Genomic DNA, 26,775 nt, shown 5'->3' on the forward strand with positions numbered 1-26,775 from the left:
GTCCCGAACAGGCGAACGGATTTGAGCGGCGCCGGGAGCGCACGGGGCGGGCCGGGGGCGGATGCGCACAGCCGAACTCTTTTTCCGACGCGCCGTGAATCGACGCGCCGCCGAACGGGTGGATAGGGTCCCGGTGCAATGGCACAAGAGGTGAGAGTGGAGACGTTCACGGCCCGTATGCGCCGCAAGACGCACCGGGTCCGGAACGGGCTGCGTAAATCCGCCGTGGACTACTTCCGGGGCGACGGCTCCGACTGGATCGCGCTCGTCGCCCTCCTGCTCACCGTCCCCACCATCGCCGCCGGCACGATGGCGGCGCCCCTGTGGTGCCCGCCCGCCGCGCTCGTGCTGCCGATCGTGGCCGCCGGGCTGCTGCTCCGGCCCGCCAGCGTCCTGCTGATGTACGGGGCGGCGGCCGTCGCGCTCATCGTCGAGGCCTCCGTGATCGACGAGTACGAGGATCTCGCCGCCGTCACCCCCGGGGACATCCTCGTCGTCGGCGCGGTCGGCCTCAGCGGGCTGGTCATCGCGCAGTTCCGCAGCCGCGTCGGGGTGCCCTGGCGGCGGGGCGGCACGATGCTCTTCGACCTGCGGGAGCGGATCCGCGTGCAGAGCAAGCTGCCCGCCCTGCCGCGCGGCTGGCACCGGGAGATGGCGCTCCGCCCGGCCGGCGGCCAGTCCTTCTCCGGGGACTTCGTCGTCGCCGCCCGGACGAACGACGGCCGCACCCTGGAAGTCGTCCTCACCGACGTGTCCGGCAAGGGGATGGACGCGGCCTCCCGCGCCCTGCTGCTCTCCGGCGCCTTCGGCGGCCTGCTCGGCTCCCTCCCGCCGCACCAGTTCCTCCCCGCCGCCAACGCCTATCTGCTCCGCCAGGACTGGGACGAGGGGTTCGCCACCTCCATCCACCTCGTCCTCGACCTCGACAGCGGCGACTACGAGCTGATCTCCGCCGGGCACCCGCCGGGGCTCCAGCTCGTCGCGGGCACCGGCCGCTGGGAGCAGAAGGGCTCCGAGGGCCCGCTGCTCGGGGTCTACGACGGGGCCGAGTTCGAGCCGGTGAAGGGCACCCTGAACCCCGGCGACGTGCTGATGCTCTTCACGGACGGCCTGGTGGAGTCCGCGGAGCGGGAACTCACCGAGGGCATCGACCGCCTGACGGGCGAGGCCGACCGCTATGTCGCCTCCGGCTTCCACGGCGCCGCCTGGCACCTCATCGAGGCGGTGGCGAAGGACGTCAACGACGACCGCGCGCTGCTGCTGATCTGCCGCGACTGACGGGTCGGCCGGGCGGCCCCCTCGCAGGTTCCGATGTGGCGTCAGTCATGTCGCCGTGGGAACCAGTTGTGCGCGCACAGGCGTACTAGTACATGTAGAAGCGGTCGTGTCGGGAACTCTGACCCACGGGGGTGTGCTGGTGAAGTTCGACATGGGCAATACGGCGCTGTCGAGCCTGGCGTCGAACACGCAGGGCTCGTCGGACGATCTGGGCGGCCTGATCCGCCAGTTGATCGCCGCCGCGGAGCCGCTGGAGGGCAAGTTCAACGGCTCCGGCAAGGCCGCGTTCGACCAGTTCAAGGCCAACTCGGACGAGGTGACGGCGGCGCTGAACTCCGCGCTCCAGGGGATCCTGGGCGGCCAGCGCGGCATGGACCAGTCCTTCGGCACGGGTGACCAGGAGGCCGCGGACAACGCGCGGCAGCAGATGTCGGCGGCGAATTTCGACGCGGCCCGCTTCGGCGGGCGCTGAGCAGACGGGGGTTGGCTGTGGGGAATCAGGACCGCCGGTCGTACGACGTCGGCGCCTCCACGGAGGTGCAGGGCTCGCTGTCCTCGATCGTGGGACAGCTGGAGCGGGTGCTGGGGGAGCGGGACCGCGCGGTGAAGGCCGCGATGGCCGACTTCCAGGCCGACGGCGTCTCGGATCTGTACCACGAGAAGGAGATGCGCTGGAACCAGGCGGCCGGTGAGGTGCGGTCGATCATCCAGCTCGTCCGGTCCACGCTGGAGCAGAACGACAGCACCGCGCAGGCCACACTGGCGAAGGCCAAGTCCGCGGTCGACAACATCGGCTGACGGTCGCGGCGGCCGGTCGGCAGGCAGGCGCAGGCAGCCGGGCAGCCAGGCGCAGGAAGCCAGGAAGCCAGGAAGCCAGGAAGCCAGGCAGGCAGGCAGGCCGTGGCCGGTCCGGCCCGGGACTCCCGTGCCGGGCCGGCGGCCGTGAACGGCCTGAGCAAGCGTTCGCACACACGGGGATGACGGGGGACGGGGGTCACGGTGCCGGGCTGGGACATCGACGTCGGCGGGGTCCAGGGCGTACTCACCCAGGTGGGTGAGGTCGCGGGAAAGCTGGAGAAGCAGGCCGCCACCTACTCGGAGAACATGGAGAGCGCCGCGGCCTCCGCCGGGACGATCGCCGGCGGCGGTGAGGCCCCGGCCATGGGGCTGGTGGGCGCCGCGCTGGCGGAGTTCGCGACGAAGACGCAGGACGACCTGATGTTCGTCGGCGCCCGCGCGGGCAAGTCGCTGACCGGCGCGGTGGAGGCCGTCAAGGCGTACAACCAGGGCGACTTCGACATGGCCGCGGCCGCGCAGAGGGAGGCCCTGAAGGCCCCCGATCTGGCCGCGCTGAAGGCGCAGGCGAAGAACGCCTCCGGTGACGGAGGCGGCGGCGGTGGCGGTGAACACGGGGGGCAGGCGCCGGCATGATCGAGCCAGGGGCGATACCGCAGTTCACGGGTGATCTGGAGCAGCTGGAGACGGACGCCACCGGGCTGGGCAAGGACGCGGCGGCGATCCGGGGCACGGGCAAGAGCGTGCACACCCAGTTCCAGGGGTTGTCGGCGTTCTACACCGCGCCGGAGGCGGAGGCGCTCTTCGCCTCGACCAAGCCCGTGCAGGACCGGGCGGACGCGTTCGCGGACAACCTGGAGAAGGTCAAGTCCGCGCTGAACGAGTACGCGTCCGAGGTGCGCCCGCTCGTCGCCAAGCTGAAGCGGCTCAAGGCCGAGGCCGAGGCGTTCGTCGCCGACGTCAAGGACGACGACGACTGGCGCTACGACGGCGACAAGATCGAGGAGCACAACGCGCTCCAGTCGGACGTGACGGCGACCGTCGCCGCGTTCTGGGCCGCCGAGCGCACCGCCGCCAACAAGATCACCGGGCTGGTCCCGGGCGGCACGCGCTACCGGGCCGACGACGGCTCCGGCGGGGAGAACATGTACGGCTTCTCCGCCGACGACATGAAGGACGCCAAGGTCCCCTGGGGCACGGCGGAGAACGAGAAGTACCACTGGTACGAGGTCCACCAGCACCTCAAGAGCTTCGTCTGGGACGGCCTGATCGTCGACGGCGTGTGGGGCACGATCAAGGGCCTGGGCACCCTGGTCGGCTTCGACGGCTGGGACGCGATGAAGGACGCCTGGAAGGGCCTGGGCATGCTGGTCGTCGGCACCGCCCTCTACACCTCGCCGCTGGCCTACGCGATCCCCGACTCGGCGCTGCCGCAGTGGATGAAGGACTCCAAGGAGGTCGCCAAGGAGACCGGCAAGGCCCTGCTGGCCTGGGACACCTGGGGTGAGAACCCGGCCCGCGCGGCCGGCGCGGTGACCTTCAACGTGCTGACGTCCATCACCGGCGCGGGCAACATCGCCAAGGGCGGCACGGTCGCCAAGGTGGCCTCCGCCGCGGGCAAGGCCGGTAAGTTCCTGGACCCGATGACCCACATCTCGGCGGTGGTGGGCAAGGCCGGCGGCGCCCTGAAGATGGGCGACGTGCTGGCCGGGCTGAAGAACCTCAACTTCGGCTCGCTCGGCAAGCTGGACATCCCCACCATCCCCGAGGGCGCCGCGCTGCTGCCGGACGGGCGGCTGGAACTGCCCGACGGCACGGTACGCGTCCCCGACACCCCGCTCCAGCTCGCGGACGGCACCGTCCACGTCCCCGAGGGCACCGCCCCGCGGGTGCCGTCCGAGCTGCCCGGCGGCTCCGTCCTGATGCCGGACGGCTCGGTCATCCACGCCGACGGCCGCCTTCAGCTCCCCGACGGCAGCATGAGCCGCGTGGACGCCCCGGCCGAACCGCACAAGGCCGACCTGGCCGGCGCCACCGACCCGGAGCGGGCGGCCGTCCGCGCCCCCGAGCCCGAACTCGTCGGCGCAGGCGCCCGCAACGCGCCCCCGGGTAACGCCGCGCACGTCGGCGACGCCGGCAACCCTGGCTCCCTCGCGGACAACGCCGTCGTCGGCGGCGCCCGTTCCGGCGACAACCTGCCGGGCTCCACAGCGGACCCGGGGGGCCCTGTTCACGGTGGTCCGGGGGGCCCGGGCGGGCCCGGTGGTCCCGGTGGTCCCGGTGGTCCGGGCGGCCCTGGAGGGCCCGCCGGACCGGGTGGCCCCGGTGGTCCCGGCGGCCTGGGCGACAACCTGCCCGGCGCCACGGGCCGCGCGGGCGACCACCTGGGCGGCGGGGGCCGCGGCGGCCCGTACGAGGGCCCGTCCATGTCCCACGCCGACAACGTCCCGGGCGGCACGGACACCCTGCCTCCCGGCGGCCGGGACCTGCCCGACGGCACCGGTCCGGGCCCTCAGCTCGGCGACTCGCCCACGCCCCACCCCGGGGGCCCCGGTCCCGCCCGCGACCTCCCGCCGGGCAACGCGATACCGGATCACGGGGGCGCCCCCGGTGGCGGTACCCCGGACGGCACGCCTCCTCCCCGGACTCCGCGGGAGATCATGCGGGAGCACGTCGACCGGGTCAACGACCCCGACGACTCGTTCTTCAAGGACCACTACAAGTCCAACGGCCACCGCCAGGACGTCGAGCGCCTGGTGGACGGCCAGCCCGTCCCCAAGCTCCGCCGGGACCTCAGCGACCCGGCCAACCCCAAGTGGATCGCGGCCGACGACGTCCCGCCGGCGATGCCGCCGAAGTACCTGGGCGATCCGATCAGCGGCGACCGGGCCACGGTCGCCCCCGAGAAGATCACCCAGCTCGACGACATGGCCCGGACCCGCGACGACGCCGTCGCCAGGGACCAGACCGCGGAAAAGGCCCTCGAGCAGGCCAAGGAAGCGAACCGGCAGGGTTCCACGCCGGAGACCCAGCAGGCCGTCCAGGCCGCCGACGACGCGCACAGTCCGCTCCACGGCGACATGCTGCGGGCCGCCGAGGACATGGGCGAGGCCGCCGCCCAGAACCACGCCATCCCGGAGCGGTTCCCCGGCGCCACGCTGGAGTTCGGCGGCCTCGACGGCCCGGGCGGCGCCAACCGCTTCGACCAGATCTGGCGACGCCCCGACGGCGGCTTTGTCGTGGTCGAGGCCAAGGGCAGCCTGACGGCGCAGCTCGGCACGCGGTGGGGCCATGGCGGCGGCCGGGTCATGCAGGGTACGCGCGAATACTTTGAAACGATCCTCAACCAGATGAAGCTTCGTGCCAACGACTTCCCCGAAGAGGCAGCGCTCGGACGAGAGCTACGTAAGGCGCTGAAGGAAGGGAACGTCGACTACGTCCTGGTGAAGGCCAACGTCGTCGACGGTAGGTATGCTGGCTACCAAATGAAACACTTTGACGTGCGATCGTGAGGAGCACGAAGGTGGCTATTGCGGTGCCGCGCCATGAGTTCTCCACGGCCAATACTGCCCGCGCCGTAGAGATATTGAGTGCGGAGGCGGATGAAACGATCGCAGACTTGGAGGAGTCTCCCGGTGAGTTCAACAACGCGTTGAACTCGGCTATGGCCGCTGCGCAAGTGCGTTGCCTGCTTGATCCACGCGCCGCCAAGCTGGAGACGTGGGAGGCATGGGTCGCGGCGATGCAGGTAGGTTCCGCGATGTTTGCTGCGGCCACTGCTCCGGCGGATGCATCGGTGGAGTGCCGCATCGCCCATAAGCTGCGCACGGTCCCGGCTACCGGGCCGCGGTACTATACAAATCCGGGTAACTGGATCAATTCCTACTGGCTGGCTATCGTTGGGCGTGACACAAGCAGGATGGAGGAACTTTGCAACGTTCCCTTGGAATTGCTGCGGCAGCCTAGAGTGGAGTTCGACGAGTATGTCTACCACTGGGTGGACACGTTGCAGACCGGTTGGCTCCAGCGACCCGGCATGCAGGACAAGCTCGTCGCTGCGATGCGGGGTACGGATCCCGAGCAACTGGTCGTGGGAAACCGTGAGCTGACGCTCAAAACCCTCTATCCGCCGATCAATCTCTTCTATCGCTACCTGCGGCAGGACTACGATGTCTTCAACGCGGAACTGGCCAAGGCGCTGGAGTGGCACAAGGATTACTGGACGGCTGATGAAGAGCGGGCTTCGAGTATTGAGGGGCTGGTAGCGCTCGGTCCGCTGGCGATCGCGTGCCTCGCCTACGACTCGGGCTTCCCGATCGAGGTGGAGTCGGAGTATCTGCCGAAGCATTTGTTGCAGCGCACCTGGGTCGGCGAGTTCGAGACCTGAGGGTGCCCGTGCCGCCGACCCGTGGTTGGAGTCGGCGGCACGCCGCGCTGTGGGCTCAGCCGTTACCTGCGTAACGCACGAAACGGGACCAGTCGTCCCGGCCGATGGCGAGGCCTGGGCGTGAGCTGTTCTTGGAGTCGCGCACGTATGCGGTCTGTTCGGTCACCGCGACTTCCCCGCAGTCGTCGTCTTGCGCACTGCCGTTACTGCTCTTGCTGCCGGCGATGCGGCTGAGGTACCTGGGTGATCCGATCAGCGGCGACCGGGTCACGGTCGCGACGACGCGCACAGTCCGCTCCGCGGCGACATGCTGCGGGCCGCCGAGGACATGGGCGAGGCCGCCGCCCAGAACCACGCCATCCCGGAGCGGTTCCCCGGCGCCACGCTGGAGTTCGACGGCCCGGGCGGCGCCAACCGCTTCGACCAGATCTGGCGACGCCCCGACGGCGGCTTCGTCGTGGTCGAGACCAAGGGGAGCCTGACGGCGCAACTCGGCACGTGCTGGGGCCATGGCGTCTGTCAACGGGTCATGCAGGGGACGCACACGCACTTCACGACCATTGTTGATCAGATGAAATCCTGTGCGCACAAGTTCCCGGAAGAGGCATCACTCGCGCAACAACTCGAGTTGGCCATCCTTGATGGGAAGGTCGACTACGTTCTGGTCAAGGCTGATGTCGCTGATGGTAAGTATGCTGGTTACGAGGTGAAGCGACTTCGATCTACGGCCTTGAGGAGCGCGCCCGGTGGCAGTGAACGTGCCGCGTCATGACTTTCCGAGCGACAACACGGACCGTGCTCTGGAGATTCTGCAACAGGGTGCCGATCAGATGATTCCCGCCCTGGAGCGGACGCCGAATGCATTGCCAAGTGCGCTGAGTTCTGCCCTGGCGGTGGCCAGGTCCCGCTGTGTGGTTGATCCGCGCGTGGCGAAGCTGGAGTCCTGGGAGGCGTGGGTCGCCGCTATGCAGGTGGGATCTGCGATGTTCGCGACCTCTGCGGCCCCGGAGGGTTCGTCGGTGGAGTGCCGCATTGCGCACAAAGAACGCGTGATTGCCACGACGGGCCCACGGAACTACGCCCATGCAGGTAACTGGATCACGGCCTATTGGCTGGCCGTGGTATGCCGGGAACAGGAGCGGATGGCGGCGCTCTGCAATGTTCCCCTTGATTTGCTCCGCCAGTCTGAAGCGGAATTTGATGAATATGTCTACCACTGGGTGGACACATTGCAGACCGGTTGGCTCCAGCGCCCCGGCATGCAGGACAAGCTCGTCGCTGCGATGCGGGGTACGGATCCCGAGCAATTGGTGGTGGGGAACCGTGAGCTGACGCTCAAGATTCTCTATCCGCCGATCAATCTCTTCTATCGCTACCTGCGGCAGGACTACGATGTCTTCAACGTGGAACTGGCCAAGGCGCTGGAGTGGCACAAGGATTACTGGACGGCTGATGAAGAGCGGGCTTCGAGTGTTGAGGGGCTGGTAGCGCTCGGTCCGCTGGCGATTGCATGTCTCGCCTATGACTCGGGCTTCCCGATCGAGGTGGAGTCGGAGTATCTGCCGAAGCATCTGTTGCAGCGCACCTGGGTCGGCGAGTTCGAGACCTGAGGGTGCCCGTGCCGCCGACCCGTGGTTGGAGTCGGCGGCACGCCGTGCTGTGGGCTCAGCCGTTACCCGCGTAACGCACGAAACGCGCCCGGCGGTCCCGGCCGATGGCGAGGCCCGGGCGTGAGATGTTCTTGGAGTCGCGCACGTAGGCCGTCTGTTCGGTCACCGCGACTTCCAAGCAATCGTCGCCTTGCGCCCTGCCGTTACTGCTCTTGCTGCCGGCGATGCGGCTGAGGTACCTGGGTGATCCGATCAGCGGCGACCGGGTCACGGTCGCGACGACGCGCACAGCCCGCTCCACGGCGACATGCTGCGGGCCGCCGAGGACATGGGCGAGGCCGCCGCCCAGAACCACGCCATCCCGGAGCGGTTCCCCGGCGCCACGCTGGAGTTCGGCGGCCTCGACGGCCCGGGCGGCGCCAACCGCTTCCACCAGATCTGGCGACGCCCCGACGGCGGCTTCGTCGTGGTCGAGGCCAAGGGCAGCCTGACGGCACAACTCGGCACGCGCTGGGGTAACGCCGGTGGTCGGGTGATGCAGGGCACGCGGGCCTACTTCGACACCATCCTCGGGCAGATGAACAAGAACGTGAAGTTCCCCGAGGAGAGAGCACTGGCAAAGGAGCTTCGTGCGGCTCTCGACCAGGGCAAGGTCGACTATGTGCTCGTCAAAGCCAATGTCGTGGATGGTACATATGCTGGTTACCAGATGAAGCGCTTCGACCTTCGACCATGAGGAGCACGACCGGTGGCTGTGACTGTGCCGCGCCCTGAATTCACCAGCCCGAATCTGGCCGGTGCTGTCGAGGCGCTGGCTGAAGATGCCGACGAGGCGATCGGAAGCATCGAGGAATTTCCTACGTCATTCAACAATGTGCTGAGTTCGGCGATGTCGGCCGTTGAGGTGCGGAGCGCGGTGGATCCCCGTGTCGCCAAGTTGGAGTCGTGGGAGGCCTGGGTCGCGGCCATGCAGGTGGGCTCTGCGATGTTCGCGGCTGCCGTTGCCCCGGAGGGGTCTTCGGTGGAGTGCCGTATCGCGCACAAGGAGCGCGTGATTCCGGCGACGGGTCCGCGGTACTACACCCACGCGGGCAACTGGATCAAGGCCTATTGGCTCGCGGTGGTGTGCCGTGAGCAGGAACGGATGGCGGCTCTCTGCAGCGTTCCGCTCGATCTTCTGCGGCGGCCGGAGGTCGAGTTCGACGAGTACGTCTACCACTGGGTGGACACGTTGCAGACGGGTTGGCTTCAGCGGCCCGGAATGCAGGATAAGCTCGTTGCCGCGATGCGGGGTACGGATCCTGAACAACTGGTGGTGGGAAACCGTGAGCTGACGCTCAAGATCCTCTACCCGCCGATCAATCTCTTCTATCGCTATCTGCGCCAGGACTACGACGTCTTCAATGCCGAGCTGGCCAAGGCGCTGGAGTGGAACAAGGATTACTGGACGGCCGATGAGGAGCGGGCGTCGAGCATCGAGGGCCTGGTTGCGCTCGGTCCGCTGGCCATCGCCTGTCTCGCCTACGACTCGGGTTTCCCGATCGAGGTGGAGTCGGAGTATCTGCCGAAGCATCTGTTGCAGCGCACCTGGGTCGGCGAGTTCGAGACCTGAGGGTGCCCGTGCCGCCGACACGTGGTTGGAGTCGACGGCACGCCGCGCTGTGGGCTCAGCCGTTACCTGCGTAACGCACGAAACGGGACCAGTCGTCCCGGCCGATGGCGAGGCCCGGGCGTGAGGTGTTCTTGGAGTCGCGCACGTATGCGGTCTGCTCGGTCACCGCGACTTCCACGCAGTCGTCGCCTTGGGTGCCGCTGTGGCTCGACTTGAACCAGGTGAGTTCCGTCGCGCTCATGGTGTCGGTTCTCCTTGTGGTGGCTCCAACGGAGCCGGGGAGTTTTCGCGATTCAGGAGTTGCGAGCGGAGTGGGTCGGTGGAGAGGTGGCCCAAGGGGAGGGGCCGACGCGCCGTTGGCCCGAGGCCGACGGCGCACCCTGGCGCTTGCTCAGTGCTCGGCCGCGTAACGCAGAAATCGTGTCCACCCGTCACGGTCGACGATCAGGTGGGGGAGCGGGGCGCTCTTCGAGTCACGTATGTGGACGGTCTGCTCGGCAATGGCGACTTCCACGCAGTCGTCGCCTGCCGATCCGCTGTAGCTGGACTTGAACCAGGTGAGTTCCGTTGCGCTCATAGCTCCAGTTCTCCTCGCAGTCGCTCCAGCAGGCCCCGCGAGTCTTCAGGAGTGAGAGCCTGCGAGCGCAGTGTGTCATAGCGCTGCTGGAGGAGAGTCACCTCTTTCAGGTCAGCGATCAAACGCCCGTTCTCTTGGCCTTCCGAGTAGGCGAAACGCCGTCCTTCGACGGTCTGAAGCAGACGAACCGGGCCGTCCAGACACGCGTGTAACCGTGTCTTCGTGGGGATGACTTGGAAGGTCACGTTGCGCATGGCTCCGCATGTCAAGACGTGATCCACCAGTTCCCGCATCGCCTCGGCGCCACCGAACCGGCGCTGGAGCACGGCCTCTTCCACGATGAAGCTGACGGGACGCTTGTTCGTTCATGCAACATCCGTTGTCGGTCGAGTCGCGCCCGGACCTGGGCCTCCAGCTGTTCCTCCGACAGCAGAGGGAGACGGGCTTCGAAGACGGCCCGCGCGTACCCCTCCGACTGGAGGAGGCCTGGGATCAGTCGGCATTCGTAGGTGCAGAGGCTGACCGCCGTCCGTTCGAGGCGGGCCCAGCGGCGGAACCAGGCCGCGAGGCCCGGTTCGCCGCGGGTCAGGTGGCGGGCCGCCTTGCGGAGGGCGCCCGTGTCGCCCAGGACCGCTTCGGCCAGTTCGACGAAGGACTCGTCAGGCATCCGGCGGCCCAGCTCGACGGATTCCACCGTGTGCTTGGAGAAACGCACGCGCTCGCCGAAGTCGGCGCGGCTGAGGCCGGCGTGTTCGCGGAGCGCCTGGACGACGGCGCCGAAGGTGCGCAGGCTGTCCGACGGGTCGGGCTCCCGTGGGCAGCCGGTCCCGTCCTTCTCGGTCCCTCCGGTGATTTCCTCGTACGCCTCGTGGGCATCGCTTCCCCGGTTGCCGTGGCCGGGGGCGATGGGGCCGTTGCTGCCGGTCAACTCGTCGCTCTCGGTGGTCATGAGCGATCCCCCTCGTGCTTGACCTGGACCGTGCCCTCCAGGTGAACTCACTCAGAGTGACGCATGATTGTTGGATTGTCCACCGAGGGTGTCCGTACGCTTACTCACCGTACGGGGTGGGTGGTGGAGACCGGTGGGCCGGTGCCGGGTGGGCCGGGGAGCCGCTCCAGGGGCGGGACGGGGGAGGCAACGCCAGGCCGGGGCGGTGGAGTTCCGGTGCCGTGCCCGTGCCGGGCCGGTCCGGGGCCTCGCTCCGCCGTCCGGCCGTCGCGCGCCGGGGCCGCTTCCGCTCGCCGGTGTCGGAGGGCTCTGTCAGGATGAGCCCTGGCACGTGACCGGTGCTGTTCGCGCTGGGCAGTGGCCGGGTGAATGGCTCGGCCGCCGCGCGTGGCCGGGGGAGTTGAGGGAGGGGGCCTCATGACGGGTAAGGATTACGACAGTCAGCTTCTGGAGTCCGTCTCCGTACGGCGTCGACGGATGCGGGACGCGCTGCTCTACGGCCCGGAGCGGGCGCGGCGTACGGCGGACGAGCGGCTGGGGAAGCTGTTCGCGGGGATCGCCGTGGCGGCGGTGATGTGCGCGGGCTGTGTGGGCTGGTCGTTCATCCAGGACAAGCTGGCGGATCAGAAGGCCGAACGGTCGCGGACGGGCGTCTCGTCCGCGGTCGTGCCACCGTCGCGAGGACTGCCGGGGCTGCCGGGGCTGCCGGATCAGATGGGCTCGTCCCCGCGCTCGCCGGAGGCGCCGCCCGGCGCGCGGGATTCCGCAGCGGCCTCCATAGGCTTCCCGCCGGGCTCCTGACCAGGTGAAGCCTCGATGGTAAGTTCGGTCGGGTGGTGAGCATGGGGGAGCGGAGCGGGGAACTCAGCAGGGTCACCCTGGTCGGTGAGCGGCGACGGGTCGATCTGGTCCTGCCGGCGGACGAGCCGGTCGGCCGGCTGCTGCCGGATGTGATCGAGATGCTCGACGACCGCGTGGCCGCCCGCCCCGAACTGCGCCGGCTGGTCACGGCCGCCGGTGCCGTCCTGCCGCTGGACGCCACACTCTCCGCGGCCGAGGTGCGGGACGGCGCGGTGCTCCGGCTGGTCCGGGCGCAGGACGCGCCGGCCGCGCCCGTCGTGCACGACGTGACCGACGAGGTCGCCGAGGATCTGGACCTGCGGGCCTGGCGGTGGCGGCCGGAGGCCCGCCTCGCCACGGCCGGGGCCGCCACCGTGGGTTTCGCCGTCACGGCGGGGCTGCTCGCCCGTGACGCGTTCGACTCGGCCGGGGTCGCCGCGGGGCTGGTCGTGCTCGCCCTGCTGATCGCGGCCGGCGGGGCGCTCGCCGCCCGGCTCGGCGGCGGCAACCGCGGGCTCGCCACGACGCTGCACCTCACTGCCGGGGCGCTGGCGGTGCTCGGCGCCTGGACGGCCGCCGACGCGCGGTCCTGGTCCGGTGACGCGCGGCTCGCGGGCGTCACCGCGGCCGTGGTGCTGACGCTGCTGCTGCTCGGCCTGTTCTCGCCGGTCGGGCGGGGCGCGCTGATCGGCGCGGGCGCCGCGTCCGCCACCACCTGCGTGTGGCTGCTGACCGGTGCGCTCCAGGACGACCCGGCCCGCGTCGGCGCGGTGCTCGCCGTGGTCTCCGTCGTCGTCCTCGGCCTGCTGCCGCGGCTGGCGCTGATGGCGGCCGGGCTGACCGCGCTGGACGACCGCCGCTCCGCCGGGGCGTCGGTCAGCCGGCACCAGGTGGGCACCGCGCTCGCCGCCGCGCACCGCGGGCTGGCGCTGGCCACGGTCGTCACCGCCGTGTCGGCGACCGCCGCCGGGCTGCTGACGGTCACCGGCCCGGGGCCGTGGACGGTGCCGCTCACCGCGGTGCTGGCGCTGGTGCTGGCCTCGCGGGCGCGGGCCTTCCCGCTGGTGGCCGAGGTCGTGGTGGTGCTGGGCGCCGCCGCCGTGCTGCTGGTGCGGCTGGCGGTGCTGTGGGCGGACTCCTCGGACGGCGCGCCCTACGGGCCGCTGGGGCTGCTGGCCGTGGCGGCGCTGCTGGCGGCCGGGGTGCCGGCGGTGCGCACGCCGGAACACGTGCGGGTGCGGCTCCGCCGCCTCGCCGACTTCGCCGAATCGGTCGGCGTGATCGCGCTCTTCCCGCTCGCCGTGGGCGTGTTCGGGGTGTACGGGCGGCTGCTCGCCGCGTTCTGACGTGCCGGACGGCGGAACGCCGGACCACCGGAACGCGGGAACTGGACACGGAACGGAACGCTGAACGGGTCGCCACAGGGCGGGAACGGATCGCCGACGGGGCGGTTCGTGCCGCGGAACGGATCTGAGGGGGAAGCGGATGGCCGGGAACGATTGGCAGGGGGACGTCCTCCGTCAGATCGGTGGTGCCGGTGCCGGTGCCGGTGCCGGTGCGGGTGCGGGTGCCGGTGTTGGTGCGGGTCAGACGCCTGCCGCGCCGGGGGCCCCCGCCGCGCCGCCGTCCGCACCACCCGCCGCGCCGCCGCGCGGGGCGGACGGCCAGACCGCGCACCCGGGCCCGGCCGGACAGCTCCCGCCGCAGCCGGGGATGAGCCAGTTCGCACAGCCGCACACCGCCGGGCCGCACGGTGCCGATCCCCACACCGCCGACCCCCACACCGCCGATCCGCACGGCACCGATCCGCACCGCACCGATCCGAGCACCGCCCCCGCGCACGGCGCCGGGGCCCGGCCGCAGCAGGCGGCCGCCCGCCCTGTCCCCGTCTCCGTCCGCGTGGCCGACCCGGGACTCGTCCGCGCGCAGGGCAGGCCCCGGAGCGGTGAGCCGGTGCCCGTCCGCGCCGGGCGCCGCCTGCGCGAGCTGGTCTCCTCCTCGGCCGCCGCCGAGGTCGAGGCCGTCACCGGGGTCGCCCGCGATCTCCAGCAGCCGATCACCACCGGCCGGCAGATCGTCGTCACCGGGATCCGGGGCGGCGCCGGGAAGACCACCGTGACCGCGCTCCTCGGGCGCGTGTTCGAGCACTACCGCCACGACCCGGTGCTGATGGTGGAGGCCGACCCGTCGCTCGGCACCCTGCCCATCCGGCTCGGCGCCGAGACGGTCCGCTGGACCTGCGCCGACCTCGCGCAGATCGTCGACCCGTCGATGCAGCTCACCGACATCACCGGCTATCTGGTGCAGCTCCCCGACGGGGGCTGGCTGCTGCCCGGCAGCCAGGGCACCGTCGGCGCCCGCCTCGAACTCGCCCAGTACCGCGACGTGATGGTGGCGGTGCGCCGCTACTTCGGCATCACCCTCGTCGACTGCGAGTCGCTGCCCAGCGAGCTGGCCCGCACCGCGCTCGTCGCCGCGCAGGCCCGGGTCCTCGTCACCCCCGCCACCCTGGAGGGCGTCACCTCCACCCGGGCGATACTCGACTGGATGGCGGGCGTGGCCCGGCCCCGGCTGCTGCCCGGCACCGTCGTCGCCCTCGTCTCCGCCGCCCCGCACCTGACGATGGACGAGGAGGCCGCCGCCGCCCATCTGCGGCTGGACGGCGTCGAGGTGGTGCGCCTGCCCTACGACCGGCACCTCGCCGCGGGCGGCGTCATCCGCACCGGGCTGCTGGGGGAACGCACCCGGGAGGCCGCCACCCGGCTCGCCGCCGCCACCCTCAACCGGGCCGTGGGCGGCCGCCGATGACCACCCGCCTGATCCACCGCCCCGCGCGCACCGCCCGCCCCGCCCCGGCCCCCGCCGCCCGCACCATCGAGGCCCCGCCCAACCTGCCGGAGGGCAGGACCGGCAGCGGGGCGATGGCGCTGCTGCCGATGGCCGGGGTGATGAGCTCCGTGGTGATGATGACGGTCGTCCGCAACAGCCAGTTCGCGGTGATCGGCGCGGTCGTCCTGGTCGTCGCCGTGCTCGGAGGCGTCGGCATGCTGGTGTCGCAGCGCGGCAAGGCCCAGCGCACCCGGCGCCGGCAGCGCGAGCGCTACCTGGAGTACCTGGAGGAGCTGCGCGAGGAGCTGGCCGCCGAGGAGCGCCGGCTGCGCGACACGGCCCGGGTGCTGAACCCGCCGCCGGCCGCGCTCTACGACATCGTGCGCGACCCGTCCCGCCTCTGGGAGCGCCGCCGCCTCGACGCCGACTTCCTCGCGGTGCGCGTCGGCACCGGCGAGATGCCGCTGCGCCCGCTGACCGTCGGGCAGCAGAGCGGCTCCGTGCTCACCCCGCCCGACCGCTTCATGCTCAACGAGGCGAGCGCGCTCGTCGGCCGCTTCGGCACCACCGGCGAGATGCCGCTGACCGTGCCGCTGGACCGGGCCGGGAACGTCAGCGTCATCGGCGACCGGGACGGCGTGCTGCGCGTGGCCCGGGCGCTGCTGGCGCAGACCGCCGCCACCCACGCCCCCGACGACGTGCGCGTCGCGCTCGGCTGCCCCGGCGACCGGCTGGCGGACTGGGAGTGGCTCAAGTGGCTGCCCCACGTCGTCGACGCCGACGAGCGCGACGGGCCGGTCGGCGCCCGCCGTATCGCCCCCGACGTCCAGCAGCTCGCCCGGCTCCTCGGCCGCGACCTGCGGCAGCGCGCCGGTTACGCCGCCGAGCTGCGCCGCGGCCTGTCCGGCCGGGACGCGCTCGCCCTGGCCACCCGGCTGCTGGTGGTCAGCGACGAGTACGGCGCCACGGCGCGGGAGCTGCCCCGCCCCGACGAGGCGGTGTCCCTGCGGGACATGGGCGTCACCGTGCTCCACCTCCTCTCCGAACGGGTGCGCGAGCCCGGCCAGGTCTCCCTGCGGATCACCGTCGACGGCGGCGAGGTCACCGTCGAGGACCTGCGCGGTGAGGAGCCCCTGGTCGCGCGCGGCACCGTCGACGACGTCACCGCGGCCGGCGCCGAGGGCCTGGCGCGGATGCTGGCCCCCTTGCGGCTCTCGGCCGAGTCGCTGGCCGACGCCCCGCTCTCCGGCCCGGTCGACTTCCTCGGCATGCTCGGCATGGACGACCCGGCCGCCCTCGACCTCGACGCCCTGTGGGCGCCGCGCGGCGAACGGGCCTTCCTGCGGGTGCCGATCGGCGTGGGCGACTCGCGCGAGCCGGTCCTGCTCGACCTCAAGGAATCCGCCGAGCTGGGCATGGGGCCGCACGGCCTGTGCGTCGGCGCCACCGGCTCCGGCAAGAGCGAACTGCTGCGCACCCTGGTGCTCGCCCTGGTCGCCACCCACCCGCCGGAGGATCTGGCGCTGGTCCTCGTCGACTACAAGGGTGGCGCGACCTTCGCCCCCTTCGCGGACCTCCCGCACGTCGCCGGCGTCATCACCAACCTGGAGAACCAGGCGGGTCTCGTCGAACGCGTGCACGCCAGCCTCGCCGGAGAGGTGCAGCGCCGCCAGCGGGTCCTCAAGGAGGCGGGGCACGTCGCCGACATCGCGCACTACGCCGCGCTGCGCGAGACCCGTCCCGACCTCGACCCGCTGCCGCACCTGTTCGTCGTCATCGACGAGTTCGGCGAACTCCTCACCGCCAAGCCGGACTTCATCGACCTCTTCCTCTCCATCGGCCGCATCGGCCGCTCCATCGGCGTGCATCTGCTCCTCTCCAGCCAGCGCATCGAGGGCGGCAAGCTCAAGGGCCTGGACACCTATCTGTCCTACCGGCTCGGCCTGCGGACCTTTTCCGCCGACGAGTCCCGCACCGTCCTCGACACCCCCGACGCCTTCCACCTCCCGCCGCTGCCCGGCTTCGGCTACCTCAAGGTGGACACCTCGGCCTACGAGCGGTTCAAGGCCGGATACGTCTCCGGCCCGTACACCGGGCCCGTGCGCCGCGAGGCCGAGGAGGACACCGGCCCGGCCGTGCTGCCCTACCCGGCGTACAACACCATCGACCGGGGCGAGGAGGACCCTTCCGCCACCGAGAAGTCGTACTCCCGCCACCGCGACCCCGGCCCCACCGTGCTGTCCGTCGTCATCGGCCAGCTCAGGGCGGCGGCCGCCCCCGTCCGCCGGATCTGGCTGCCGCCGCTGCCCGCCGCGCTGCCGCTGGACACCGCGGCCGGACCGGTGGAGGCCGGACCGAAGGGGCTGCGGCTCACCGCGCGGAGCGGCCCCATGCGGGTACCGCTGGGCCTGCTGGACGACCCCGCCAAGCAGTGGCAGGGCCGCTGGGAGCTGGACCTGACGCCGGCCGGCGGCCACGCGGCGGTCATCGGCGGCCCGCAGTCCGGCAAGACGACGCTGCTGCGCACCCTCGCCCTCTCGCTCGCGCTCACCCACACCCCCGAGGACGTCGGGATCTACGGGCTCGACCTGGTCGGTGGCGGCCTCCAGGCGCTCGCCGGGCTGCCCCACGTCGGCGGGGTGGCCGGCCGCGCGGACCGCGAACGCGCCCTGCGCACGGTCGAGGAGGTGCGCGGCATGCTCGCCCTGCGCGAGGAACTGTTCCGCGAGCGGAACATCGACTCCGTCGAACGGCTGCGCGAGCTGCGCGCCGAGGGGAAGCTGCCGCAGCTCCCCTCCACCGACATCGTGCTGCTCATCGACGGCTTCGGCGCGCTCCGCGACGACTTCGAGGAACTGGACGACGCCGTCGTGGACCTGCTCAAGCGCGGCGGCGGCTACGGCATCCACGTGGTGGCGTCCATGCTCCGCTGGAACGACGTGCGCATCGCCACCCAGTCCACCTTCGGCACCCGCGTGGAGCTGCGCCTGAACGACCCCGGCGACAGCGGCATCGACCGCAAGCTCGCCGCCACCCTCGCCCCGGACGAGCCGGGCCGCGTCCTCACCGACGGCAAGCTCTTCGCCCAGGTCGCCCTGCCCCGGATCGACTCCCTCTCCGCCACCACCGAACTCGGGCCCGCCGTCGAGCAGGCGGCCCGCTCCATCCGCGCGGCATGGCCGGGCGAACCCGCGCAGCCGGTGCGGGTGCTCCCGCCGCGCGTGCGGCCCGCCGCCCTGCCCTCGGTGACCGCCGAGCCGGAACGGGTGCCCATCGGCCTGGACCAGACGGCGCTGGCGCCCGTCCTGCTCGACCTCTTCCGCCGCGACCAGCACCTGCTCGTCCTCGGCGACAGCGAGTGCGGCAAGACCAATCTGCTGCGGCTCGTCGCCGACGGGCTGCGCGCCCGCCACTCCGCGGACGATCTCGTCTTCGCCGTGATGGACCCGCGGCGGGGCCTGCGCACCGCGGTCCCCGAGGAGTACCGCGGCGGCTACGCCCACAACTCCAAGATCTGCGGGGCGCTGGCCGCCGGCATCGCCAAGGAGCTGGAGAAGCGGATGCCGGACGACCTCGCCGACCAGGAGGCGCTGGCCGACGGCGCCTGGTACACCGGCCCGCGCATCGTCATCGTCGTGGACGACTACGACATCCTCACCACCGCCGGGCAGCAGCCCCTCCAGCCGTTCCTGCCCTTCATCCCCTCCGCGGCGGACATCGGGCTGCACTTCGTCGTCACCCGCCGGTTCGCGGGCGCCGCCCGCGCCATGTACGACCCGTTCCTCACCACGCTGCGCGAGAGCGGCACGACGGCGCTCGTCATGACCGGCGAGCGCGCGGAGGGCCAGCTCTTCCCGGGGGTCTACGCGAGTGCCCGGCCCGCGGGCCGCGGCCTCCTCGTCCGCCGGGGTGAGCCGAACCGGCTGATCCAGACCGCGCTCGTGGACGGCACCGGGAGCTGACGGGGCGGCCACCGGCCACCGGGGCGGGGTCCGCGCCGCCGCCCCGGCACCGACGAGGACCAGGGCCACCGGAGAAGAGCGCCACCCAGGACGCCCGCGGACGGCACGGCGCAGCCGACCGCCGGGCCGATCACCGGGCCGATCACCGGGCCGATCACCGAGCCGACCGACGAGACAGCCAGGGACGCCGTATGACCAAGGACATCATCGCGCTCACCCGGAAGATGCCGGACGCCTGGAGCGTCGTCGCCGGCCTCCTCGCCGGCGGGCCCGACCTGCGCCTCGGCGCCGCCGGTGACGGGGCGGTGCTCCAGCTCTGCGACGAGGCCGGCCGGCCCCTGGTCTCCGTCGAGTCGCCGGTGCTGGTGCAGGTGGCCGGCGAGACGGCCCGGCTGCTGGGCCCGGACGGGGCGCCGCCCGGCGAGGGCCCCGTGTGGTGGGTGGAGGCCCGCGCCTCCACGGCGGTGCCCGAGGCGGAGCGGCTCGCCGGGGCGTTCGCCGGCCGGCTCGCCGCGATGCTGGACGGCACCGTCTGGCCGCCCGGCGCGGGCGAGGCCATGGGCGACGGCGATCCGGTGCCGCCCGGTGTCACCGCCGCCCCCGCGCCGGTCGCCGCGCAACCGGCCGTGGACGTGCTGACCGGCCACGCCGCCGTGGTCATCCAGGACCGCCCGGTGATCGCCATGACCGCCTGGCTGTCCGACGCCCGCCGGGCCACCCTCGCCTCCGGCCGCGGGCTCCAGATCGTCACCCCGCACACCAGCCGCCTCACCTTCGCCACCCGCTCCCTGCTCTTCGCGCCCCCGTCGCGCTGGGTCGTCCAGGACGGCCGCGGCGGTTACTACGACGGGCTGTCCGGCGCGGTGCTGCGCTGGCGGGACGGGGCCTTCGGGCCGGCCCCCGCCGAGAGCGGGGAGACGCCGGTCGCGGAGGTCTTCCGGGACACCGCGCCCACCGGGGAGCGGCGGCTCGGGATCTCCGTCCGCACCGCGCACCCCGCCGACGACCGCCTCGTGCTCGGCGGCGCCCTGGAGGCCGTCTGGCAGGCGGTGACGGGCGGACCGCCGGCGGGCTGGGGCACCGCGGAGCCGGTCAACCTGCCCTGGTCACGGCGGCGGCTCACCGAACTGGCCTACCAGCGCGCGCCCGAGCCGACCTGGGCCGTCGCGGTCGGCGACCCCGGGCGTCCCGCCACCGCGACCCTGCGCGTCCTGCGTACCGAGGAGGGCGTCGAGGAGGACATCACGTTCACCGCCGGCTACGGCGAGGACGAGGAGCCGCCGCTGGACGCGCTCGCGGGGCTCGCGGAGGAACTGGCCGCCCGCCACCACCTCGTCACCCTGCTCGCCCAGGTGCAGACGGGCGGACGGGACCTGCACGTGCCGGCCCGGCTGCACGCGCCACCCGTTCCGGTCGCCTTCGCCCTGGGCGCGGCCGAGGTCCGGGAGATCGGCGCCGGCCACGCGCGCCGGCCGCCGCTCTCCCTCAGCCCGGTCGAGCTGGGGCCGGACGGCCGGCACGGCCTCCACTACCCGCTCGGTGACGGCTCCACCGCCGACGGCTGGACCCGTCTCGACCTGCTGATGCGGCATCTCCGGCGCTCACCGGAGCCGGAGCCGGAGCCGGGGCCGGGGCACGAGCCGCGGGCCTGACGGCCGCGTGGACGGTACCCGGGGACCCACCCACCGGGGACCGCCCGCCCAACCGGAGCCCGCGCGGCGGGCGCGCACGCGGCAGCCGGCCGGCACACGGACCGACGGAGTGCGGGCGCGAGCGGTGAGCCGGGGGAGGGAGCCGCGCTCCCCGCACCGAGCTCCCCGCACCGAGCTCCCCGCACCGAGCTCCCCGCACCGCGCTCCCCGCCGGGCGGGCACGCCCCCGGGCCGGCCGTGCCTCGGTGACCTCGTGACCGCCGCGCCGGCCGGCCCGGCGGTCACCGAGGCGCGCTCCGGGGACGCGCCGCGCTCGCCCGCCGTGCTCCGCCGGTCCCCTCCACGGCCGCCACCTGCTCGATCCCCGCACGTGCGCCGGCGCCGCGCGGCGGAGATCTCCCGTCCGGTTCCGGGTAGGAGGGGCCGGAAGCCGGTCGCGTCGCACCCCGGCGGGCGGCGGTAGGGTCGGGTTGATCTCCGGCCAGATGTTCGACGGCGCCGGGGTGGATGTGGGAAAGGGAGGGCACACATGGGGTTCACACCGGGTCGCAGCGTCACCCACTGCCCGTACTGCGGCGTCGGGTACCCGGAGGCGGCGGGGTGGCCCCGGGACTGTGTGGGCTGCGGTGAGACGCAGTGGGCGAACCCGCTGCCGGTGGCGGTCGCCCTGCAGCCCGTCGTCGCGGCGGACGGCCGCCGCGGACTGGTCGTGGTGCGGCGGGACATCGAGCCGTTCCGCGGCGAACTGGCCCTGCCCGGCGGCTACATGGAGGTCGGGGAGACCTGGGAGCAGGCGACGGTACGGGAACTGGCCGAGGAGACCTTGCTCTCCGCCGACGCCGAACGCGTCCGGCTGTTCGCCGTCGAGAACTCCCTCCGGACCCTGCTGGTCTTCGGCCTGCTGCCGGAGCGGGACGCGGAGACCCTCCCGCCGTCGGTGCCCACCGAAGAGGTGACGGAGTGGCTGGTGCTCCACGAGCCGGCCGACCTCGCGTTCCCGACGCACACCTCGGTGATGAAGGCCTACTTCGCGGGCTCCCCCGGCATCTGATCCGGGGCGTGCCCGACGGCTGACGGCCCCCGGGCGCGTGCCGCCCGCTCCGGTCCGTTCCCGCCTGCCCCCGCCCGTTCCCGGCCCTTCCACGGCGAAGGGCCGCGGCCCCGGAGAAGTTCCGGGACCGCGGCCCGCGCGGTGTCGCCGTGACGGCGCCGGTGCCGTCGGAGGCGGGGTGGCCGGGAGGGGCGGGTGCGGCGGCGGCGCGCTCAGCCGCGTTCCGCGGCCTTCCCGCCGTCCCGCTTCTCCCCGGCGGCCTCCCCGGCGCGCGGTGTGGCCCGCGCGCCACGGCCGCGGCCCAGTTCGGCCGCGTCCCGGCGGAACGCCCACGCCATCTTCGGCTCCATCGCCCAGCGGAACATCCACTGCACCGGCTTGGTGCACAGCACCGTGACGATCACCGCGGCGGCCAGGGTCAGCACGGCCGCGCCCCACGGGGTGTACAGCCACTCCTGGTCGTACCAGTCCCAGAAACGGGAGCCCTTGGCCAGGAAGCCGTGGAGCAGGTAGCCGTAGAGGGTGCCGGCGCCGAGGGCGGTGAACCACATCTCCCGCCGCGGTACCCAGGCCAGGAAGGCGATGGTGAGCGCCATGGAGCAGCCGAACAGCGCCAGCGTCATCACGGGTCCGGTCCAGGCGGCGTAGCCCAGCTCCTGGACGCTGTCGCGGTGGTAGAGCCAGCTCACCTTCATCCGCGGCGCGGCCCAGTAGGCGCAGACGAGGCCGGCGGCGAGCACCGGGATCGCCAGCAGGCGCACCTCACGGCGGCGCATGAGCTGGAAGTGCTCCGGCTTGAGCACCAGGCCGACCACGAAGAACGGCAGGAACTGCAGCACCCGCTGGAGGTCCAGGTCGTCGCCGATGTCGGGGGAGACGGAGGCCAGTACCGCGATGGCCAGCGCCAGCGGGACGGGCCAGCGCACCACCTTCCACAGCGGGGTGGTGAGGCGCCAGATGAAGAGGGCGATCAGGAACCAGGTGAGGTACCAGGGGTCCAGCAGGCTGATCGGATAGCCGGGGTCCGGGTCCGCGTAGCGCTTGAAGTAGGTGTACGCGATCTCGAAGATGACGTACGGCACGGCCACGCCGGTGATCAGCCGCTGCAGCCGGTCCGCCCGCATGTCGAAGCTGCGGGAGAAATAGCCCGAGACGACGATGAACGCCGGCATGTGGAAGGCGTAGACGAACATGTACGCCGCTTCGGCGAGCCGGCTGTCGGAGATCAGCGGCTGCCAGGCGTGCCCGCAGGCGACGAGGACGATCGCCAGGTACTTGGCGTTGTCGAAGAACGGGTCGCGCTTCTTCGGGGAACCGTTTCCGCCCGGCGGCGTGGGAGACCGCCCGGGATGTGGTGTTCCCGGGCTGTGCGACGGGGCGTGCGGGGCGGCCGTGTCCTCGGCTGGGGGGAGGGGGACCCTCCGGTGGCCGTGGGAGCGCAGTACGTCGCTCATGCACCCTCCCGGAACGGAGGCAGGGGAGTGGACGACCGAGGCGTCGCCGTGCACGAGGGGGACGGGGCAGCGTGCAACATCTGAGGCACCATAGCGTTGGGAGGCATTGTCCGTAAAACCTTCCCCCTCCTCTCTTCGTTGGCCCTCGGATACCCCACGCGGACCAGCTCAAGGGGGGTGATCCGCCCGTTTGACGGTCCTCCGGCCGGTTCCCCCGCCGTGGTGCGGATCACGTGGCGCGGCGGCCCTCCGCCTCGATCGTTTGCCCGAGGGGTGGGCGTGGGCATAGGGGTGGCGTGAACAGATGGGCGACGAAATGCCAACGGGGAACGACCCGGTACCGCGTTGGTGGCACCATGGTTCCGGCTGGGGGTGCGGGGCCGCATGTCCGGGGCCGGTGACGTCTTTTCCGACCGAGGGTGGGATCAGCTGTGGTCATTTCGCTGTCTGCTGTGGTGGTGCTCCTGGTCATCATGCTGGTGATGATCAGGTCGAAGTCACTGAAGGCCGGGCCGGCCCTCGTGGCTGTCCTGTTCGGTTTCTTCCTGGCGTCGACGGGCATCGCACCGACGATCCAGAGACTCCTGGACTCCCTGGCGAACACGCTCAACCAGATCAGCTTCTGACACGGCCGGCCGGGGTTCTCCGGCGCGGCCCACCCGGGGGCGGCGCCGGCGGTGTGCGCGAGGCGGCCCCGCGCCTCCCGGCGGCACCCCGGCCCGGCCGGGTCCCTGCCGCCGTTACGCCGTGGCCGCCGTGCCGTCCGGCGGCCACGGGCGGCCTCAGCGTCCCCGCCCGGCGACGGCCCGCACGGTGGCCTCGTCGCGGGCGACGGCCGCGCTGCCGTCGTCGGCGGTGATGATCGGACGCTGGATCAGCCGCGGGTGCGCGGCGAGGGCCCCGATCCAGCGCTCCCGCTCGGCGGGCTCCCTCGGCCACGCCGCGATCCCCAGCTCCCGCGCCACCGTCTCCTGCGTGCGCGTGATGTCCCAGGGCTCCAGGCCGAGCCGGCCGAGGACGTCCCGCAACTCGTCGGTGGAGGGCGGGTCCTCCAGATAGCGCCGCACCGTGTACTCCGCGCCCGTCTCCTCCAGCAGCCGCACGGCGGAGCGGCACTTGGAGCAGGCCGGGTTCACCCAGATCTCCATGCGGCCACCCTAGTGCGGCCGGGCGGGACCACTCGGCGGGCGGGGCGCGCGGGACGTCGCCGGCGCACGCGGGGGCGGACCTGGGTACGAACGTTCGTACCTGCTTGGGCGCACTCCCTGGCGCACGCGGGGGGCGCGACCGGCCGGGCGCCTGCCCGGAACGGCGTCAGGGCCAGGCCGGGGAAACACCCTCTGACCTGGCCCTGACGGGGATGGAGCGGGCGACGGGAATCGAACCCGCGTAGCCAGTTTGGAAGACTGGGGCTCTACCATTGAGCTACGCCCGCCTGTGCCACGGATACCGCCCGCCACCACCGGAGAACCGGCGGCCGCCGCGGTGGTGCCGTGGCACGCTGAGCATCGTAGCGGGTCCGCCCGCCGGCTCGCACACCAGCGTCCGGCCGCCGTCCGGGCGGGGTTCGGAGGCGGGCGCCGCCGCTGTTCCGGGTCTCCCCGCGCGGGTGCCGTCCGCGCGATGGCGGCGCCGGCAGCACCGACAGCACTGGCAGCCCTCGTGGGGTTTGCGGGCATGTACGCTACGTCTCGCAAGCAGGCGGGGTGTGGCGCAGCTTGGTAGCGCGTCCGCTTTGGGAGCGGAAGGCCGTCGGTTCGAATCCGGCCACCCCGACCACCACCGGGCCGGCCCCCACCACAGCGCCCTCCGGGCCTCCGGCCGCTCCGCCCCTCCGGCCCCCGGGGCGCCCCCCTGCGGAGCCCGTCCGGGCCCTCGGTGCGCGGCCCCCCCCGGGAGCGCCGGCGCGAGGCCCCTCCGGGACGGGACGCCGGGCCCCTGCCGGGCAGCGGTCCCGGAGCCGTTCCCGGGCCGCCGGTCCACGGCTCCTCCGGGGCTCCGCGGGCCCCGCAGGTTTAGGGGCGGATACCGCTTGCGGTTACTATGCAAGCTGCGTGCCCGTGTCCGGCTGTGTCGATCGCCCACCGTCGATCAACCCCGTCGATCACCGCATGAGGCGCCCTCCGCAGAGAGTCGCGATCCCTCTGCCCATCCCCGAAGTCAGCCCCAAGGAGACCGAACCGTGAAGAGCGCCGTGGAGACCCTGAACCCGACCCGGGTTCGGCTCACTGTCGAGGTGCCCTTCGAGGAGCTCAAGCCCAGCCTCGACGCGGCGTACAAGAAGATCAACCAGCAGGTGTCGGTGCCCGGCTTCCGCAAGGGGAAGATCCCCGCCCGCGTCATCGACCAGCGGTTCGGCCGCGGCGCGGTGCTGGAGGAGGCCGTCAACGACGCGCTGCCGAAGTTCTACACCGACGCGGTCAACGAGGGCGAGCTCAACCCGCTCGGCCAGCCCGAGGTGGACATCACGGAGCTCAAGGACGGTGAGGTGCTGGCCTTCACCGCCGAGGTGGACATCCGCCCCGCCCTGGAGATCCCGGACTTCTCCGGCATCGAGGTGACCGTCGACGCCGTCGAGGTCACCGACGAGGACGTGGACAAGGCCGTCGAGCAGCTCCGGGACCGCTTCGCCTCCACCACCCCGGTCGAGCGCGCCGCCGCCGAGGGTGACGTGGTGACCATCGACCTGGAGGCCAAGGTCGACGGCGAGGTCCTGGAGGACGGCGTCGCCCAGGGCGTCAGCTACACCATCGGCTCCGGCGAGCTGCTCGACGGCATCGACGAGGCCGTCACCGGCCTGGAGGCCGGTTCGAGCGCCACCTTCACCTCCGAGCTCAAGGGCGGCTCCGCCGAGGGCCGGGAGGCCGAGGTCAAGGCCGACGTCACCGCCGTCGCCGCCCGCGAACTCCCCGAGCTGGACGACGACTTCGCCCAGATGGCGAGCGAGTTCGACACCCTGGAGGAGCTGCGCACGGACAGCCGCCGGCGCCTGGAGCAGCAGAACCAGTACGAGCAGGCCACCCAGGCCCAGGAGAAGGTGCTCGACGCCCTCCTGGAGCTGGTCGAGGTGCCGGTTCCCGAGAAGCTCCTCGAGGACGAGATCGGCACCCGCAAGCACAACCTGGAGCACCACCAGCTCGGCCAGATGGGCATGGACCTGGACGGCTACCTGAAGATCCAGGGCAAGACCGCCGAGGAGTTCGACGCCGAGCTGCGCGAGCAGGCCGAGAAGGGCATCCGCACCCAGTTCGTCCTCGACGAGCTGGTCAACCGCGAGAAGGTCTCCGTCGGCCAGGAGGAGCTCACCGAGCACCTGATGCGCCGTGCGCAGTCCTCCGGGATGAGCCCCGACCAGTTCGCCCAGGCCGTCGTCGAGGGCGGCCAGGTGCCGGTGCTCGTCGGTGAGGTGGCCCGTGGCAAGGCGCTCGCCCTCGTGGTGGAGGCCGCGACGGTCAAGGACACCAACGGCGAGATCGTCGACATGGACGACGAAGACGCCGAGGACGCCGAGGACGGCCAGGCCACCGAAGCCGCCGGCACCGACGGGCCCGCCGCCGGTGAGGCTGCCGCGGGCGACGCCGACGCCGCGGAGAAGGCCACCGAGAAGGCGGCGGAGAGCGGCCAGGCCGGCGCCTGACCCATACGCTCCCGGCCGCGGACCCCTCCGCCGGCCGGGCGGCGACCGTCACCGGCGGGCCCGGACGCACGCACGCGTCCGGGCCCGCCGGGCGGCGCGGGCCGGCCGCCGCCCCCGCGGCGGGGGGGGGGGGGGGGGGGGG

At 72.4% G+C, this 26,775-nt stretch carries 24 protein-coding genes, 2 tRNA genes and 1 pseudogene; 19 read left to right on the forward strand and 8 right to left on the reverse strand.

Annotated elements, in window-relative coordinates; translation table 11 throughout:
• Positions 1 to 138 precede the first annotated feature (138 nt).
• The 6 genes from HCK00_RS26035 (at position 139) to HCK00_RS26060 (ending at position 6,460) form a co-directional block, all read left to right on the forward strand.
• Complete coding sequence (locus HCK00_RS26035) at positions 139 to 1,278, forward strand: PP2C family protein-serine/threonine phosphatase (protein WP_168104503.1); 1,140 nt, start codon at positions 139 to 141, stop codon at positions 1,276 to 1,278.
• 139 nt (positions 1,279 to 1,417) lie between these two features.
• Complete coding sequence (locus HCK00_RS26040; protein WP_168104519.1) at positions 1,418 to 1,750, forward strand: hypothetical protein; 333 nt, start codon at positions 1,418 to 1,420, stop codon at positions 1,748 to 1,750.
• A gap of 17 nt (positions 1,751 to 1,767) precedes the next feature.
• Positions 1,768 to 2,076, forward strand: coding sequence for a pore-forming ESAT-6 family protein (locus HCK00_RS26045; protein ID WP_168104504.1), 309 nt, complete (start codon positions 1,768 to 1,770; stop codon positions 2,074 to 2,076).
• 201 nt (positions 2,077 to 2,277) lie between these two features.
• Entirely contained in the window at positions 2,278 to 2,709 is a 432-nt protein-coding gene (locus HCK00_RS28060; RefSeq protein WP_311765498.1) for a DUF6507 family protein, read from the forward strand.
• Positions 2,706 to 5,585, forward strand: a complete 2,880-nt coding sequence (locus HCK00_RS28065) for a hypothetical protein (RefSeq protein WP_240966209.1) — start codon at positions 2,706 to 2,708, stop codon at positions 5,583 to 5,585. Before HCK00_RS28060 ends, HCK00_RS28065 begins: the two co-directional genes overlap by 4 nt.
• A gap of 11 nt (positions 5,586 to 5,596) precedes the next feature.
• Positions 5,597 to 6,460, forward strand: a complete 864-nt coding sequence (locus HCK00_RS26060) for an immunity 49 family protein (protein WP_168104505.1) — start codon at positions 5,597 to 5,599, stop codon at positions 6,458 to 6,460.
• A gap of 55 nt (positions 6,461 to 6,515) precedes the next feature.
• Here HCK00_RS26060 and HCK00_RS28070 read toward each other — a convergent pair whose 3' ends face one another.
• Positions 6,516 to 6,749, reverse strand: coding sequence for a DUF397 domain-containing protein (locus tag HCK00_RS28070; protein WP_311765499.1), 234 nt, complete (start codon positions 6,747 to 6,749; stop codon positions 6,516 to 6,518).
• A gap of 18 nt (positions 6,750 to 6,767) precedes the next feature.
• Here HCK00_RS28070 and HCK00_RS28075 point away from each other — a divergent pair, with 18 nt between their 5' ends.
• A complete protein-coding gene (locus tag HCK00_RS28075; RefSeq protein ID WP_168104506.1) occupies positions 6,768 to 7,232 on the forward strand; it encodes a hypothetical protein in 465 nt (154 codons plus the stop codon).
• Positions 7,207 to 8,070 carry an immunity 49 family protein gene (locus tag HCK00_RS26075; RefSeq protein ID WP_311765500.1) on the forward strand — a complete coding sequence of 288 codons (864 nt, stop codon included), beginning with the start codon at positions 7,207 to 7,209 and terminating at the stop codon, positions 8,068 to 8,070. The genes HCK00_RS28075 and HCK00_RS26075 overlap by 26 nt, the downstream gene beginning before the upstream one ends.
• Before the next feature lie 55 nt (positions 8,071 to 8,125).
• Here the strand turns inward: HCK00_RS26075 and HCK00_RS26080 are convergent, their stop codons facing one another.
• Positions 8,126 to 8,359: a DUF397 domain-containing protein gene (locus HCK00_RS26080; protein WP_311765501.1), complete on the reverse strand. Its 234-nt coding sequence runs from the start codon at positions 8,357 to 8,359 to the stop codon at positions 8,126 to 8,128.
• 18 nt (positions 8,360 to 8,377) lie between these two features.
• Between HCK00_RS26080 and HCK00_RS26085 the strand changes: the two genes are divergently transcribed.
• Both HCK00_RS26085 and HCK00_RS26090 read left to right on the forward strand, forming a co-directional pair.
• A complete protein-coding gene (locus HCK00_RS26085) occupies positions 8,378 to 8,806 on the forward strand; it encodes a hypothetical protein (protein ID WP_168104507.1) in 429 nt (142 codons plus the stop codon).
• Between the two features lie 12 nt (positions 8,807 to 8,818).
• Positions 8,819 to 9,682, forward strand: coding sequence for an immunity 49 family protein (locus HCK00_RS26090; RefSeq protein WP_311765502.1), 864 nt, complete (start codon positions 8,819 to 8,821; stop codon positions 9,680 to 9,682).
• A 55-nt stretch (positions 9,683 to 9,737) separates the two neighbouring features.
• Here the strand turns inward: HCK00_RS26090 and HCK00_RS26095 are convergent, their stop codons facing one another.
• From HCK00_RS26095 to HCK00_RS26105, 3 genes and pseudogenes are all read right to left on the reverse strand, one after another.
• Positions 9,738 to 9,923, reverse strand: coding sequence for a DUF397 domain-containing protein (locus HCK00_RS26095; protein WP_168104508.1), 186 nt, complete (start codon positions 9,921 to 9,923; stop codon positions 9,738 to 9,740).
• 150 nt (positions 9,924 to 10,073) lie between these two features.
• The gene (locus tag HCK00_RS26100) at positions 10,074 to 10,259 is read right to left on the reverse strand and encodes a DUF397 domain-containing protein (RefSeq protein WP_168104509.1); all 186 of its coding nucleotides are present in this window, start codon (positions 10,257 to 10,259) and stop codon (positions 10,074 to 10,076) included.
• Positions 10,256 to 11,208 (reverse strand): annotated as a pseudogene (locus HCK00_RS26105) (helix-turn-helix domain-containing protein). Before HCK00_RS26105 ends, HCK00_RS26100 begins: the two are co-directional and overlap by 4 nt.
• 417 nt (positions 11,209 to 11,625) lie before the next feature.
• On the opposite strand from HCK00_RS26105, the gene HCK00_RS28080 reads away from it, so the two are divergent.
• The 6 genes from HCK00_RS28080 (at position 11,626) to HCK00_RS26135 (ending at position 21,542) form a co-directional block, all read left to right on the forward strand.
• Positions 11,626 to 12,009, forward strand: a complete 384-nt coding sequence (locus HCK00_RS28080) for a hypothetical protein (RefSeq protein WP_240966210.1) — start codon at positions 11,626 to 11,628, stop codon at positions 12,007 to 12,009.
• A 41-nt stretch (positions 12,010 to 12,050) separates the two neighbouring features.
• Complete coding sequence (gene eccD, locus HCK00_RS26115; RefSeq protein WP_168104524.1) at positions 12,051 to 13,394, forward strand: type VII secretion integral membrane protein EccD; 1,344 nt, start codon at positions 12,051 to 12,053, stop codon at positions 13,392 to 13,394.
• Between the two features lie 367 nt (positions 13,395 to 13,761).
• Positions 13,762 to 14,856: a nucleotide-binding protein gene (locus tag HCK00_RS26120; protein WP_240966212.1), complete on the forward strand. Its 1,095-nt coding sequence runs from the start codon at positions 13,762 to 13,764 to the stop codon at positions 14,854 to 14,856.
• Complete coding sequence (gene eccCa / locus HCK00_RS26125; protein WP_168104511.1) at positions 14,853 to 18,839, forward strand: type VII secretion protein EccCa; 3,987 nt, start codon at positions 14,853 to 14,855, stop codon at positions 18,837 to 18,839. The genes HCK00_RS26120 and eccCa overlap by 4 nt, the downstream gene beginning before the upstream one ends.
• A gap of 191 nt (positions 18,840 to 19,030) precedes the next feature.
• Positions 19,031 to 20,491 carry a DUF6177 family protein gene (locus HCK00_RS26130; protein ID WP_168104512.1) on the forward strand — a complete coding sequence of 487 codons (1,461 nt, stop codon included), beginning with the start codon at positions 19,031 to 19,033 and terminating at the stop codon, positions 20,489 to 20,491.
• A gap of 529 nt (positions 20,492 to 21,020) precedes the next feature.
• Positions 21,021 to 21,542, forward strand: coding sequence for an NUDIX domain-containing protein (locus HCK00_RS26135; RefSeq protein ID WP_168104513.1), 522 nt, complete (start codon positions 21,021 to 21,023; stop codon positions 21,540 to 21,542).
• A 212-nt stretch (positions 21,543 to 21,754) separates the two neighbouring features.
• Here the strand turns inward: HCK00_RS26135 and HCK00_RS26140 are convergent, their stop codons facing one another.
• A complete protein-coding gene (locus HCK00_RS26140) occupies positions 21,755 to 22,996 on the reverse strand; it encodes an acyltransferase family protein (protein ID WP_168104514.1) in 1,242 nt (413 codons plus the stop codon).
• A 431-nt stretch (positions 22,997 to 23,427) separates the two neighbouring features.
• Here HCK00_RS26140 and HCK00_RS26145 point away from each other — a divergent pair, with 431 nt between their 5' ends.
• The gene (locus HCK00_RS26145; RefSeq protein ID WP_168104515.1) at positions 23,428 to 23,622 is read left to right on the forward strand and encodes a hypothetical protein; all 195 of its coding nucleotides are present in this window, start codon (positions 23,428 to 23,430) and stop codon (positions 23,620 to 23,622) included.
• A 156-nt stretch (positions 23,623 to 23,778) separates the two neighbouring features.
• On the opposite strand, the gene HCK00_RS26150 is transcribed toward HCK00_RS26145, so the two are convergent.
• The gene (locus HCK00_RS26150; RefSeq protein WP_168104516.1) at positions 23,779 to 24,144 is read right to left on the reverse strand and encodes an ArsC/Spx/MgsR family protein; all 366 of its coding nucleotides are present in this window, start codon (positions 24,142 to 24,144) and stop codon (positions 23,779 to 23,781) included.
• A 213-nt stretch (positions 24,145 to 24,357) separates the two neighbouring features.
• Positions 24,358 to 24,431, reverse strand: a tRNA-Gly gene (locus tag HCK00_RS26155).
• A 267-nt stretch (positions 24,432 to 24,698) separates the two neighbouring features.
• Here HCK00_RS26155 and HCK00_RS26160 point away from each other — a divergent pair.
• Together HCK00_RS26160 and tig are read left to right on the forward strand one after the other, a co-directional pair.
• A tRNA-Pro gene (locus HCK00_RS26160) sits at positions 24,699 to 24,775 on the forward strand.
• A gap of 403 nt (positions 24,776 to 25,178) precedes the next feature.
• Positions 25,179 to 26,633 (forward strand): trigger factor, encoded by a 1,455-nt coding sequence (gene tig, locus HCK00_RS26165; protein ID WP_168104517.1) that lies wholly within the window; start codon positions 25,179 to 25,181, stop codon positions 26,631 to 26,633.
• The last annotated feature ends 142 nt before the right edge of the window (positions 26,634 to 26,775 follow it).

Origin of the sequence: Streptomyces zingiberis (genome assembly GCF_012034935.1) — a bacterium.
Taxonomy (GTDB): Bacteria; Actinomycetota; Actinomycetes; order Streptomycetales; family Streptomycetaceae; genus Streptomyces; species Streptomyces zingiberis.

Coding starts and splice junctions, on each gene's coding strand:
- eccCa (WP_168104511.1), top strand. CDS start 14,853: ATGACCACCCGCCTGATCCACCGCCCCGCGCGCACCGCCCGCCCCGCC.
- HCK00_RS26150 (WP_168104516.1), bottom strand. CDS start 24,144: ATGGAGATCTGGGTGAACCCGGCCTGCTCCAAGTGCCGCTCCGCCGTG.
- HCK00_RS26130 (WP_168104512.1), top strand. CDS start 19,031: ATGACCAAGGACATCATCGCGCTCACCCGGAAGATGCCGGACGCCTGG.
- HCK00_RS26035 (WP_168104503.1), top strand. CDS start 139: ATGGCACAAGAGGTGAGAGTGGAGACGTTCACGGCCCGTATGCGCCGC.
- HCK00_RS28065 (WP_240966209.1), top strand. CDS start 2,706: ATGATCGAGCCAGGGGCGATACCGCAGTTCACGGGTGATCTGGAGCAG.
- HCK00_RS26135 (WP_168104513.1), top strand. CDS start 21,021: ATGGGGTTCACACCGGGTCGCAGCGTCACCCACTGCCCGTACTGCGGC.
- HCK00_RS26085 (WP_168104507.1), top strand. CDS start 8,378: ATGCTGCGGGCCGCCGAGGACATGGGCGAGGCCGCCGCCCAGAACCAC.
- HCK00_RS26140 (WP_168104514.1), bottom strand. CDS start 22,996: ATGAGCGACGTACTGCGCTCCCACGGCCACCGGAGGGTCCCCCTCCCC.
- HCK00_RS28080 (WP_240966210.1), top strand. CDS start 11,626: ATGACGGGTAAGGATTACGACAGTCAGCTTCTGGAGTCCGTCTCCGTA.
- HCK00_RS28075 (WP_168104506.1), top strand. CDS start 6,768: ATGCTGCGGGCCGCCGAGGACATGGGCGAGGCCGCCGCCCAGAACCAC.
- HCK00_RS26100 (WP_168104509.1), bottom strand. CDS start 10,259: ATGAGCGCAACGGAACTCACCTGGTTCAAGTCCAGCTACAGCGGATCG.
- HCK00_RS26095 (WP_168104508.1), bottom strand. CDS start 9,923: ATGAGCGCGACGGAACTCACCTGGTTCAAGTCGAGCCACAGCGGCACC.
- HCK00_RS26120 (WP_240966212.1), top strand. CDS start 13,762: ATGAGCCAGTTCGCACAGCCGCACACCGCCGGGCCGCACGGTGCCGAT.
- eccD (WP_168104524.1), top strand. CDS start 12,051: ATGGGGGAGCGGAGCGGGGAACTCAGCAGGGTCACCCTGGTCGGTGAG.